The following is a 12,589-nucleotide window of genomic DNA, read 5'->3' as shown; positions in this document are numbered from 1 at the left end:
GGAAAGTGCGATATTCTCGGACAATATCCCGCCGTACACGCGCTAATCCCGAAATTCCGTGAATTTTTATTCCCAGCGGCACCCCTTTATAGCGCGCGCCAAGCTTGTTGATTCCCTCCGGCCTTGCCGATATGTCTGAGTTAAAATTGCGCTGCGCGATCCCGCGGTGGCGCCTCATCGGCTATGGAGAGAACTTTGACATTGCGGCTGGTCCAGTATCGCGCCGAGGACGGCGAGCGGCGGGTTGCCGCATCCGATGGCGACGACTTTTGCGCGCTGGAACGCTGGTCGAGCATCTACGACCTCGCCAACGCGGCGATCTCCGGCAACGTCGCCCTGTCGGACCTGGTCGGGGAGGCGCGCGGCGCACGGCTGGATGTGGACGCCTTGCAGCGCGAGAGCCGGCTTCTCTCGCCGATCGCGCACCCCGACCCGGCGCATTGCCACGTCACCGGCACCGGCCTCACCCATCTCGGCTCGGCCGAAGGCCGCGACCAGATGCACCGGGCGGCCGCCAGCGGAGACCTTACCGATTCCATGCGCATGTTCCTGATGGGCATGGAGGGGGGAAAGCCGCGCGCCGGTGAAGACGGCGTCCAGCCCGAATGGTTCTACAAGGGCGATGGTTCCTGCATCGTCGGCCCGTCCGAGGATCTCCCCTCGCCCGCATTCGCGCTCGACGGCAGCGAAGAGCCGGAAATCGCCGGCATCTATATCATCGACGGCGCCGGCACGCCGCGGCGCCTGGGCTTCACGCTCGCCAACGAATTTTCCGACCACGTGACGGAAAAGGGCAATTATCTATGGCTGGCACATTCGAAATTGCGCCACGCTGCGCTCGGCGCGGAACTGCTCGTGGGCGATCTGCCGAGCGACATTCGGGGCACCAGCAGCATTTTGCGCGATGGCGAGACGCTGTGGGAAAAGCCGTTTCTGTCCGGTGAAGCGAACATGTCGCACAGCATCGCCAACCTCGAACGCCACCATTTCAAATACGGCCTGTTCCGCCGGCCCGGCGATATCCACATCCACTTCTTCGGCACCGCCACCCTGTCCTTTGCCGACGGCGTGGAAACCGCCCCCGGCGACATTTTCGAGATTTCGGCCCCGCCCTTTACCATTCCGCTGCGCAATCGGCTGTGTCCCATGGCGCCGGAAACGGTAGAGGTGCGTCCCCTATGAGCAGCAAACCCATCCGCATCGCCCTGGCCGGCATCGGCAAGATCGCCCGCGACCAGCATATCCCCAGCATCGCCGTCAGCGACCGGTTCGAACTCGTCGCCGCCGTCACCGGCCATGCCCCGCCCGAAGGGGTTCCCGGTTTCGCCACGGTCGACGCCATGATGCAGGCGGTGCCGGACGTCCAGGCGCTTTCCATCTGCACGCCGCCGCGCGGGCGTACCGCGCTGATGGCGGACGGTTTCCGCCACGGTCTCGATCTGATGATCGAGAAGCCGCCGGCCGCCACCGTCAGTGAAGCCGACGGTTTCGCCGCGATGGCGCGCGCCGCCGACCGCATCCTCTACGCCACCTGGCATTCGCGCGAGGCGGCGGGCGTGGCGCCGGCGCGCGACTGGCTGAAGGGGTGCGAAATCCGGCGCGTCGCGTGCAACTGGAAAGAGGATGTGCGCGTCTGGCACCCGGGCCAGGAATGGATCTGGGAACCCGGCATCGGCGTCTTCGATCCCGGCATCAATGCGCTGTCGGTGCTGACGGCGATCCTGCCGATGCCGCTGGTGCTGGAACAGGCGAAGCTCCGCTTTCCCGAAAACAAGGCGGCGCCGATCGCTGCCGATCTCGATTATTCGCATGGCGATGCGCCGGTGCGCGTCGAATTCGATTTCGACCAGCGCGGGCCGCAGACCTGGGACATCGACGTCGAAACCGATAACGGCACGCTCAACCTGTCCAAGGGCGCCTCGCAACTGGCGATCGATGGCCAGCCCGTCGATGTCGGCGACGAGACCGAATATGCCAGGCTTTACCGCCGGTTCGCCGAACTGGTCGATGCGCGGCAGTGCGACGTCGATCTGGCGCCCTTCCACCATGTCGCCGACGCCTTCTTCATGGGCGAGCGCACCACCATCCACGCTTTCGACGAACAGCCCGACCGCTAAAGCGGCGGCGGGAAAAGGGGAGAGGAAGAACAATGAAATTGCTGAAACATGCCGGCATGTCGCTGGCAGGGGTGCTGGCGCTGACCGCGCCGCTTTATGCGCAGGAACGCGCATCGGTCTCGATCGACACCGCCCGTCCGGGGGCGACCATCGACCCCGCCGTCCAGGGCCAGTTCGCCGAGGATCTCGGCCGGGGCATCTATGGCGGCGTCTGGGTTGGGCCGGATTCGAAGATTCCCAATACCGACGGCTATCGCAACGACGTGATGCAGGCGATCAGAAAGCTGAACCCGCCGGTGATCCGCTGGCCGGGCGGCTGCTTCGCCGACCAGTATGACTGGCGCGACGGCATCGGCCCGCGGGATAAGCGGCCGGTCCGCGTCAACGTCACCTGGGGCGGCGTCACCTATGACAACAGCTTCGGCACCAACGAGTTCATGAACTATACCGAGTTGGTCGGTGCCGATGCCTATGTCGCCGGCAACATGGGGTCGATGACCCCGCACGACATGCAGCAGTGGATCGAATATATGACCTTCGCCGGCGATTCCACGCTGGCGGACATGCGGCGCGAAAACGGTCGCGACAAACCGTGGACGAACCTGAAATATTTCGGCGTCGGCAATGAAACTTGGGGCTGCGGCGGCAACATGACCGCCGAATTCGCCGCGGAGATGCACCGCCGCTACGCCACCTTCGTCTGGAAGGCCGGCGACAGCCCGCCGATCACCAAGGTCGCGTCGGGCGCCAATGTCGACGACTATCACTGGACCGAGGCGATGATGAAGACGGCCGGGCGCATGATGGATGCGCTCAGCCTGCATTACTATACCTTCCCGGGAAGCTGGGAGAACAAGGGCGCGGCGACCGGCTTCACCGAGGATGCGTGGGCCTCCACGCTGAAGAACGCGCGGCACATGGACGAACTGATCACGAAGCATTCGGCGATCATGGACAAGTACGATCCCGAAAAGCGGGTCGGCCTCTATGTCGACGAATGGGGCACCTGGTACGACCAGGAACCAGGGTCGCATCCGGGCTTCCTTTATCAGCAGAACAGCTTGCGCGACGCCGAGGTCGCGGCGCTGACGCTCAACATCTTTCACCGCCATTCCGACCGGGTAAAGCTCGCCGCAATCGCGCAGATGGTGAACGTGCTTCAGGCGATGATCCTGACGAAGGGCGACCAGATGGTGCTGACGCCCACCTATCATGTGTTCGACATGTACAAGGTCTTCCAGGGCGCGACTCCCTATCCCGTCGACATCGACACGCCGCGCTACAAGCATGGCGATATCGACCTGCCGATGGTCGATGCCTCGGCGGCGAAGGCCGGGGACGGCACGCTCTATCTGGCGCTCGTCAACCTGAACCCGGACGAACCGGCGCATATCGTCACCGGCATGACGGGAACGGCCAGAGGACGCATTCTGACAGGGCCGAAGATGGACACGCACAACACGTTCGAGGCGCCGAACACCATTCACCCGGTGGCATATGAAGGCACCTCGGACGGCGGCAAGCTCGCCTTCGACCTGCCGGCCAAGTCGGTCGCGGTGGTCGCCGTCGAGCAACGCTGATGTGGACGCGCCGCGCATTCCTGGCTTCGGTGAGCATAGTTGCGCTCGCCGGGCCGGTCGCGGCGCGCTCTGCACCGGCAGCGGGTCCGCGCATCCGCGTGCAGCCGGTGCCGCTGGAAAGCGTCCGGCTCAAACCCGGGCCGTTTCTGAACGCGGTCGCGCGTAACCGCGAATATCTCCTGTCGCTCGACGCCGACCGTCTCCTGCACAATTTCCGCGCGAGCGCCGGGCTTCAACCCAAGGCGCCCGTCTATGGCGGCTGGGAGGCGCGCGGCATCGCCGGGCACACGCTCGGCCACTATCTCTCCGCCTGCTCGCTGATGCACGCCCAGACCGGCGACCCCGCCGTGCGCGACCATATCCATTACATCGTCGATGAACTCGCCGCCTGCCAGGCTGCGCATGGCGACGGCTATATCGGCGGCACCACGGTCGAGCGGGACGGCAAGGAAGTCGACGGCAAGATCGTCTTCGAGGAAATCCGCCGCGGTACAATCGAAAGCGGCGGGTTCGACGTCAATGGCGGCTGGGTGCCGCTCTATACCTGGCACAAGGTTCATGCCGGGCTGATCGACGCCTACCGGACCGGCAAGGTCGAACGCGCCCTGCCGGTCATGCTCGGCATGGCGGGCTATCTCGCCACGATCTTGGAAGGCTTGAGCGACGCGCAGATGCAGACGCTGCTCAAGGCCGAATATGGCGGGTTGAACGAAAGCTACGCCAACACCCACGCGATTACCGGCGATCCGCGCTGGCTGCGCGTGGCGGAGAAAATCTACGACCGCCGCGTGCTCGACCCGCTGACCGCAGAGAAGGACAGGCTTGCCGGGCTTCACGCGAATACACAGATCCCCAAGCTGATCGGGCTGGCACGCATCTACGAGCTGAACGGCGAGCCGCGCGACCGCATCGCCGCCCGCTTCTTCCGCAACACCGTCGCGAACCATCACAGCTATGTGATCGGCGGCAATTCGCAGGCAGAGCATTTCGGCCCGCCCGACCAGCTCAGCGATGCAATTACCGAACGCACCTGCGAGCATTGCAACAGCTACAACATGCTCAAACTGACGCGCCACCAATATGGCTGGGCGCCCGACGCCGCACTGTTCGACTTCTACGAGCGGGTTCACCTCAACCATGTGCTCGCCAGCCAGAATCCCGAGACGGGCATGTTCGCCTATTTCATGCCGCTGTCGGCCGGCGCGAAGCGGACCTGGTCGACGCCCCATGACAGCTTCTGGTGCTGCGTCGGGTCGGGGATGGAAAGCCATGCCAAGCACGGCGATTCCATCTACTGGCACGACGCCGACACGCTCTACGTCAATCTGTTCATCCCCTCGACGCTCGACTGGGAGGGCGGCAGGCTCGACCTGTCGACCGACTATCCCTTCAGCGATACGATCACCCTGACGATCAATGCGCCGATGAAGCACGCCATCGCGCTGCGCCTCCCCGGCTGGAGCAAGGCGCCGAGCGTCGCCGTCAACGGCGCGCCCGCGCGGTTGGAGCGTCGCAACGGCTATGCCGTCCTGCGCCGCGAATGGCGCGCGGGCGACCGGATCGAGCTGACGGTGCCGATGGCGCTCACGGTCGAGCCCACGCCCGACGATCCGGGCATCGTCGCCTACACGCACGGCCCTATCGTGCTCGGCGCCGATCTCGGCCCGGCATCCGAGGATTGGGACGGCCTGCCGCCGGCGCTGGTCGCCGCGACGCCGGAACAGGCCGCTACGCCGATCGACGCCGCGGCGCACCGCTTCCGTCTCACGGGGACAAAGCCCGAAGCGGTCACGCTCCTTCCCTTCTTCAACCAGTATGACCGCCGTACCGCCGTCTATTTCCCGACCTTCACAAGGGAGCGCTGGAATGCGGAGGAAGCCGCCTTCATCGCCGATCAGCGGGCCAGGCAAGCGCTGAAGAAGCGCACCGTCGATGGAATCGATATCGGCGAGCAGCAGCCCGAGCGCGACCACGACATCGCCTTCAACCATGCCGACCTGCAAAGCTGGGCGGGCAAGAGCGGGCGCCTGCTTCCCTGGGGCACGGGCAATTACATCGAATTCACCCTCGCCGTCCGCCCCGGACCGATGGTGCTGCGCGCACTCTATTGGGGCGAAGAGGTCGATAAGGATTTCGCCATCGAAATCGATGGCCATTTACTCGCCGAGGAGCACCGTTCGGTCCCGCCGGTGAAGGAATGGGTGGCGCAGGACTATCCGATCCCTGAGGCCCTCACCCGCGGCAAGCACAACGTCCGCGTCCGCTTCGAGACTCGCGGCACCGACGCGCGCATCTACGAGGTCCGGATGCTCGAAGCGGCGGCGGGCGCCTGAGGGGCCAGCAGTGCTCCTGCGCAGGCAGGAGCACGGGAAGGCCCTGAAAGGATGCCTCTGCGAAAGGCGCGAAATGGAAATCTCTTTCGTCATGCTGAACTTGATTCAGCATCCACTTGGCCGCAATATCAAATGCTTAGGCTGAGCGGCTCGTGGACCCCGGCCTTCGCCGAGGTGACGAGAATGGGTTTCGCAGAGGCATCCTGAAAGGAAGGCTCGTCGCGCCGGCCGCCTAATGATTATGCCGCGGCACACCGTACTTCTGGACGATACGCTGATATTTCACGGCGGGTTCAAGCACCGCGCCGGTGCCCATCTGCCCGGTGACGCCGCGCTGCATTTCCTGCCACGGCGTCTGGCTGCCCGGATAGGCGAAGCCGCCCGCCGCCTCCAGTTCCTTGCGACGGCGGTCGAGTTCCTCGTCCGACACCAGCATGTTCGCCTCGCCCTTGTTCAGGTCGATACGAATGCGGTCGCCGGTGCGCAGCAACGCCAGCCCCCCGCCCGCCGCCGCTTCCGGTGAGGCGTTGAGGATCGACGGACTGCCGCTCGTGCCCGACTGCCGCCCGTCGCCCATGCAGGGCAGCGCATGAATGCCCATTTTCAGGAGCTTGGCCGGCGGTCGCATGTTCACCACCTCGGCCGCACCGGGATAGCCGACGGGCCCGGCACCGCGCATGATCAATAGCGTCCGTTCGTCGACGTCGAGAGCAGGATCGTCGATCCGCGCATGATAATCCTCCGGCCCGTCGAAAACGACGACGCGTCCCTCGAACGCCCAGGGGTCGTCGGGATCGGACAGGAAACGCTCGCGAAACTCGTCGGAGATCACCGACAGTTTCATGATCGCGCTGTCGAACAAATTGCCGTGCAGCACCGAAAAGCCCGCATCGGGCCGCAGGGCATCGTCGAACGGGTGGATGACGCGCTCGTCCTCGATTGTCGCGTCGCGGCAATTGTCGCCGATCGACCTGCCGTTGACGGTCAACGCATTCTCGTGAATCAGCCCTTGGCCCATCAACTGCGCGATCACCGCCGGTACGCCGCCGGCGCGGTAATAATCCTCGCCCAGATATTCGCCGGCCGGCTGCAGGTTGACGAGCAGCGGCACCTTGCGGCCCTCGCTCTCCCAATCCTCGATCTTCAGCTCGACGCCCATGTGCCGGGCAATCGCATTGATGTGGATCGGCGCGTTGGTCGAGCCGCCGATCGCCGAATTGACGCGGATGGCGTTCACGAAGGCCTCGCGCGTCATGATGTCGGAGGGCTTGCGGTCGGCATGGACCATCTCGACGATCTGCCTGCCGGTCCGGTACGCGGCCTCCTGCCGGTCGCGATAGGGCGCGGGGATCGCGGCCGATCCGGGCAGCGACATGCCCAGCGCTTCCGTCAGGGAATTCATCGTCGTCGCCGTACCCATCGTGTTGCAATAGCCCGTCGACGGCGCGGACGAGGCGACCAGCTTGATGAAGCCCTGATAATCGATCTCACCGGCGGCGAGCAGTTCGCGCGCCTTCCACACGATCGTGCCCGATCCGGTCCGTTCGCCCTTGTGCCAACCATTGAGCATCGGCCCCACCGACAACGCGATCGCCGGCATGTTCACCGTGGCCGCGGCCATCAGCGCGGCCGGCGTGGTCTTGTCGCAACCGATCGTCAGCACCACCCCGTCGAGCGGATAGCCGAACAGGATCTCGACCAGCCCGAGATAGGACAGGTTCCGGTCGAGCCCCGCGGTCGGGCGCTTGCCCGTCTCCTGGATGGGGTGGACGGGAAATTCGATGGCGATGCCGCCGGCCTCGCGGATACCTTCGCGCACCCGCTCGGCCAGCACCAGGTGATGCCGATTGCACGGGCTGAGGTCGCTGCCCGATTGTGCGATGCCGATGATCGGCTTGCCCGATTGCAGCTCTTCCAGACTGATGCCGAAATTCATGTAGCGCTCCAGATAGAGCGCGGTCATGTCCGCATTGCTCGGATCGTCGAACCAGGCGCGCGAACGCAGGGTCCGCCCGTTTCTGATATCGTCGGTATTCACACTGTCATCGGTCATCAATCGTCCGCCACCGAGAATTTGAAGATCATGCTGTTGGTATAGGTTTCGCCAGGGTCGAGCCGGGCGCTGGGAAAATCGGGATGGTTCGGCGCGTCGGGGAAAAGCTGCGGCTCGAACACCAGTGCATCGCCTTCGCGGTAGATGTGCTGTCCCTTGCCCAGCGTCGTGCCGTCCAGGAAGTTGCCGGAATAGAATTGCAGGCCCGGCGCTGCCGACCAGACCTCCATCACCCGGCCGGAGCCCGAATCCTCCACCCGCGCCATGCGTCGCATCGTGCCCGCATCGCCGTCGATCACGAAATTGTGGTCATAGCCATGGCCATAGCGAAGCTGTTCGCTCGATCCGTCGCGCACGCGCGCGCCGATGCGGGTCGGCTTGCGGAAATCGAACGGGGTGCCCGCGACGGGGCGAATCTCGCCGGTCGGGATGAGCGTCCCACTCACCGGCGTGAAGGCCGAGGCATCAATCGTCAGCAGATCGTCCATCGATCCGGTGTCCGACGTCGCGCCGGCCAGGTTCCAATAGCTGTGGTTGCTCATGTTGACGATCGTCGGTGCATCGGTCGTCGCGCGATAGGTCACGTGAAGCGCATTGTCCCTGCCCAGCGAATAGGTCGCCGTCGCCGTGACGGTGCCGGGATAGCCGCCCTCGCCATCGGCACTGACATAGCGATAGGTGACGCTCGCGGTCGGTCCGCTCTCCACCGACGCGACCTCCCACACGCGCTTGTCGAAGCCCTGCTTGCCACCGTGCAGCGAGTTGGGTCCGTCGTTGATCTCGAGCTGATACTGCTTGCCGTCGAGGGGGAAGCGGCCCCTGTCGATACGGTTGGCGAAGCGGCCGACGGTCGCCCCGAAATATTGCGGGTCGGCGAGGTACTCCGCCGGCGTGTCATAGCCGAGAACGACGTCCGCACGCTTGCCGTCGCGGTCGGGCACGCTCAGCGATTGCACCGACGCGCCCAGTGCCATCGTCGTCACCGACATGCCGTTGTCGTTCGTCAGCGTCACCTTTTCGATCGCGGTGCCATCCGCCAGCTTGCCGAACGGCGCGCGAACCGCGTCCGCGGCGACGGCCGGCTGCGCCACCGTTGCCAGCGCCGCCGTCAGAACCGCCGGCCCGATATTCCTTCCTCGCATGCGCCTACCCTCTCGCGTCACCGTGATTTAGTCAGACAAATGACAAGCTTTTGCCGATGTAACAAGAGAAGATATCCATCAAGTGCGTTTTCCGGTCGGGCCGGATCACCCTTCTTGTGCTCCTGCGAACGCAGGAACACGGGCACCATTGCTCGGGTAGCCGGCGTAAAGCCGAACGCATGCCGCGCCGGGCCACAGCGCCGATGCCGGCGGCATATCGACCTGATGGATAGTATTCGACGGGAATGGTGCCCCTGGCCGGAGTCGAACCAGCACGCCTTGCGGCACTCGATTTTGAGTCGAGCGCGTCTACCAATTCCGCCACAGGGGCACTCGCCGGTGCGCTAGACGATCGGCGACACCATCGCAAGATGTCCGTTCCCGAGCCGCCGGCGGCGATCAACTCCGGTGCCCGCCGGCGATAGCCCAGCCCGACCCAATGATGGCCGTCCTCCCTTCCCTTGCAAGAAGGCCTCTTTTCGTCATGCCGGACTTGTTCCGGCATCCACGGCGCAGCAAACCGGCACCATACGGGTTCGTGGCTCCGTGGCCCCCGGAACAAGTCCGGGATGACGGGGAGTTTCGCAGAAGTCTCTAGAAAGGGAGGGGAAATAAACGGCAGCTCGCCACCGTTGCGTTTCTTCAAGCTCGCGGGGCCTGCCGCCGATAGCTGAGCGCTTCGGCCACATGGATGCGGGCGACCTCGTCGGCGCCTGCCAGATCCGCAACCGTGCGTGCGACCCGGAGCACCCGCGTATAGCCGCGCGCGGACATCCGCGTGGCCTCGGCCGCCTGCGCCAGCAACGCCCGGCCCGGTTCGTCGGGCGTCGCCGCGGTTTCCAGCAGATCGCCGTCGATTTCGGCATTGGTCCGCGCTGTCGCCGCTTCGTATCGCTGCGTCTGCGCCTGGCGTGCGGCGGCGACCCGCGCGGCCACCTCAACGGAACCTTCGGCCGGCGGCGGCAGCACCAGGTCGGCCGCGCTCACCGCATCGACCTCGACATGAAGGTCGATCCGGTCGAGCAGCGGGCCGGAAACCTTGGCCTGATAATCGACCGCGCATTTCGGCGCGCGCGAACAGGCGAGCGCCGCATCGCCCAGATGCCCGCAGCGGCACGGGTTCATCGCCGCGACGAGCTGGACCCGTGCGGGAAAGGTGACATGCGCATTGGCGCGGGCGACGCTCACCGTTCCCGTTTCCAGCGGCTGCCGCAGCGAATCGAGCACGGCCCGCTGGAATTCCGGCAGTTCGTCCAGGAACAGGACGCCCAGATGCGCCATGCTCACCTCGCCCGGCTTCACCTTCAGCCCGCCACCGGTCAGCGCCGCCATGGATGCCGAGTGATGCGGGTCGCGAAACGGCCGCCGGCGCGTCAGCTTGCCGTCCGTCATGGTTCCCGCCACCGACGCGACCATCGAAACTTCCAGCGCCTCGGCCGCATCGAGCGGGGGCAGGATGCCGGGCAGGCAGGACGCCAGCAGCGACTTGCCCGCACCGGGCGGCCCGACCATCAGCAGGTTGTGACCGCCCGCCGCCGCGATCTCCAGCGCCCGTTTCGCGATTTCCTGGCCCTTGACCTTCTTCAGGTCCGGCCCCGTTTCCGCCGCGATCATCTCGCCCGCCGGCGGCGCCGGCAACAACTGCTCGCCCTTCAGATGATTGGTGAGCGCGATGAGATCGGGCGCGGCCAGCACCTCGACCGAACCGGCCCAGGCCGCCTCCGCCCCCTGCTCGACCGGACAGATCAGCCCCCGATCCCGCTCGCCGGCATGCAGCGCGGCAAGCAGCACGCCGGGCGACGGCGCGATGCGCCCGTTCAGGCCCAGCTCGCCGACCACGACATAGCCGGCCAGCGTCTCGGCATCGACCACGCCCATCGCGCTCAGCAGGCCGAGCGCGATGGGCAGATCGTAATGCGATCCCTCCTTGGGCAGGTCGGCCGGCGACAGGTTCACGGTGATGCGCTTCGGCGGCAGCGACAGGCCGATGGCGGCGATGGCGGCACGCACCCGCTCACGGCTTTCGGCGACCGCCTTGTCCGGCAATCCCACCACCACGAAGGCGGGCACGCCCGGTGCGACCTGGACCTGCACCTCCACCGCCCGCGCCTCCAGCCCCAGATAGGCTACCGTCGATACGATCGCGACCATCGATTCCCCCCTGTTCGCGCCCTGCATAGCGCGTTTGCCGGCACGCGCCACCATGGGCCGTCCGCCACGCTCGCTCCGTCGCGAGCGCGGTTGCGCAGGGCGCCCCGGTGCACCAGATAGCGTCTGTGCATCCTCCGCTTCCCGCCTCGGCTTCATGATCCGCTTTCTGCTTCTGTGCACCGGCATCCTGGTCATGCTGCTGTCGCCGCTGGTCGGCGCCATTCCCGGTCCGGGCGGGATATTCGTGTTCGCCGGAGGCCTTGTCCTCGTTCTGCGCAACTCACTCTGGGCACGACGCGTCTTCGTGCGGGCCAAGCTGCGCTGGCCGCGCTTTGGGCATCTGGCCGACCGCGCCTTGCGCCGCCGCAGCGCCCGGCGGCGGCGCAACCTGGCGAAGAAAGCCGCGCGTTGACTTGGGCCCCGTCCTTGCGTAAGGGCTGCGGCCAAGCAGGTCGTCCCCCGTCGGGGCGGCCCTTTTAGTTTCGATCCTTGAGGAATGAGTGATGAAGCGGACCTTTCAGCCGAGCAACCTCGTGCGTGCACGCCGGCACGGTTTCCGTGCCCGCATGGCGACGCCGGGCGGTCGCAAGGTGATCCGGGCGCGCCGGGCGCGCGGCCGCAAGAAGCTGTCGGCGTAACCGGGCTCAAGCGGCGGAGCGAGTTTCTCGCGGCCAATCGCGGCGCGCGTGCGCCGATGCCGGGATTCGTCCTGCTGGTGCGCGACCGCCGCGACGACGATCCGACCATGCGGATCGGCATCACCGTGTCGAAAAAGGTCGGGAACGCCGTCGTGCGCAATCGCATGAAACGGCGTTTTCGCGCGCTTGCCCGGGAAATCCTGCCCACCTGCGGCCATCCCGGCGCCGATCACGTCCTGATCGGCCGCGCTTCCGGTATCGAGCGCGCCTTCGATCAGCTTCGCACCGAACTGCGCAAGGCGCTGGCGAAGATCGCCCGGCGCGGGGCCGACACGCGGAACGGAGCAGACGCGTGATCGCCAGGCTGCTTATCCTGCTCGCGCGGGGCTGGCAGCTCGGACCATCCATGGTAATGCCGCCAACCTGCCGCTACACGCCGTCCTGTTCCAGCTATGCGATTCAGGCGCTGCGTCGATATGGCGCACTGAAGGGAGGCTGGTTGGCGATCCGGCGCATCGCGCGCTGCCATCCATGGGGCGGATTCGGGCACGATCCGGTCCCGTGAACATGCGGGC

General features: G+C 65.9%; 11 protein-coding genes and 1 tRNA gene. 8 read left to right on the top strand and 4 right to left on the bottom strand.

Annotation, left to right across the window (positions count from 1 at the left end):
• Positions 1-195 precede the first annotated feature (195 nt).
• Genes araD1 through RPR59_RS07575 form a run of 4 tightly spaced genes read left to right on the top strand, consistent with a single transcriptional unit; the run spans position 196 to position 6,030 of the window.
• Positions 196-1,182: an AraD1 family protein gene (araD1, locus tag RPR59_RS07590; protein WP_313912691.1), complete on the top strand. Its 987-nt coding sequence runs from the start codon at positions 196-198 to the stop codon at positions 1,180-1,182.
• On the top strand, positions 1,179-2,117 hold the full coding sequence (locus RPR59_RS07585; protein WP_313912689.1) for a Gfo/Idh/MocA family protein: 939 nt from the start codon (positions 1,179-1,181) through the stop codon (positions 2,115-2,117). Before araD1 ends, RPR59_RS07585 begins: the two co-directional genes overlap by 4 nt.
• Positions 2,118-2,149: 32 nt before the next feature.
• Positions 2,150-3,697: an alpha-N-arabinofuranosidase gene (locus RPR59_RS07580; RefSeq protein ID WP_313912687.1), complete on the top strand. Its 1,548-nt coding sequence runs from the start codon at positions 2,150-2,152 to the stop codon at positions 3,695-3,697.
• Positions 3,697-6,030 carry a glycoside hydrolase family 127 protein gene (locus RPR59_RS07575; RefSeq protein ID WP_313912685.1) on the top strand — a complete coding sequence of 778 codons (2,334 nt, stop codon included), beginning with the start codon at positions 3,697-3,699 and terminating at the stop codon, positions 6,028-6,030. Before RPR59_RS07580 ends, RPR59_RS07575 begins: the two co-directional genes overlap by 1 nt.
• 232 nt (positions 6,031-6,262) lie before the next feature.
• Here the strand turns inward: RPR59_RS07575 and RPR59_RS07570 are convergent, their stop codons facing one another.
• From RPR59_RS07570 to RPR59_RS07555, 4 genes are all read right to left on the bottom strand, one after another.
• Positions 6,263-8,083: an IlvD/Edd family dehydratase gene (locus RPR59_RS07570; RefSeq protein WP_313912683.1), complete on the bottom strand. Its 1,821-nt coding sequence runs from the start codon at positions 8,081-8,083 to the stop codon at positions 6,263-6,265.
• Positions 8,083-9,225 carry an aldose epimerase family protein gene (locus RPR59_RS07565; protein ID WP_313912681.1) on the bottom strand — a complete coding sequence of 381 codons (1,143 nt, stop codon included), beginning with the start codon at positions 9,223-9,225 and terminating at the stop codon, positions 8,083-8,085. Before RPR59_RS07565 ends, RPR59_RS07570 begins: the two co-directional genes overlap by 1 nt.
• A gap of 246 nt (positions 9,226-9,471) precedes the next feature.
• Positions 9,472-9,556: transfer RNA gene (locus RPR59_RS07560), tRNA-Leu, on the bottom strand.
• 311 nt (positions 9,557-9,867) lie between these two features.
• Positions 9,868-11,376: a YifB family Mg chelatase-like AAA ATPase gene (locus RPR59_RS07555; RefSeq protein ID WP_313912678.1), complete on the bottom strand. Its 1,509-nt coding sequence runs from the start codon at positions 11,374-11,376 to the stop codon at positions 9,868-9,870.
• A 154-nt stretch (positions 11,377-11,530) separates the two neighbouring features.
• Between RPR59_RS07555 and RPR59_RS07550 the strand changes: the two genes are divergently transcribed.
• From RPR59_RS07550 to yidD, 4 genes are all read left to right on the top strand, one after another.
• On the top strand, positions 11,531-11,788 hold the full coding sequence (locus RPR59_RS07550) for a hypothetical protein (RefSeq protein ID WP_313912676.1): 258 nt from the start codon (positions 11,531-11,533) through the stop codon (positions 11,786-11,788).
• Between the two features lie 91 nt (positions 11,789-11,879).
• On the top strand, positions 11,880-12,014 hold the full coding sequence (rpmH, locus tag RPR59_RS07545) for a 50S ribosomal protein L34 (RefSeq protein WP_109806156.1): 135 nt from the start codon (positions 11,880-11,882) through the stop codon (positions 12,012-12,014).
• Positions 12,015-12,070: 56 nt separating this feature from the next.
• Entirely contained in the window at positions 12,071-12,370 is a 300-nt protein-coding gene (gene rnpA, locus RPR59_RS07540) for a ribonuclease P protein component (protein WP_313912672.1), read from the top strand.
• On the top strand, positions 12,367-12,579 hold the full coding sequence (gene yidD, locus RPR59_RS07535; RefSeq protein ID WP_313912670.1) for a membrane protein insertion efficiency factor YidD: 213 nt from the start codon (positions 12,367-12,369) through the stop codon (positions 12,577-12,579). Before rnpA ends, yidD begins: the two co-directional genes overlap by 4 nt.
• Positions 12,580-12,589 lie beyond the last annotated feature (10 nt).

The sequence above is a fragment of the Stakelama saccharophila genome (assembly GCF_032229225.1).
In the GTDB taxonomy this organism is placed as follows: domain Bacteria; phylum Pseudomonadota; class Alphaproteobacteria; order Sphingomonadales; family Sphingomonadaceae; genus Sphingomonas; species Sphingomonas saccharophila.
This window is presented reverse-complemented; position numbering and strand designations above follow the sequence as displayed.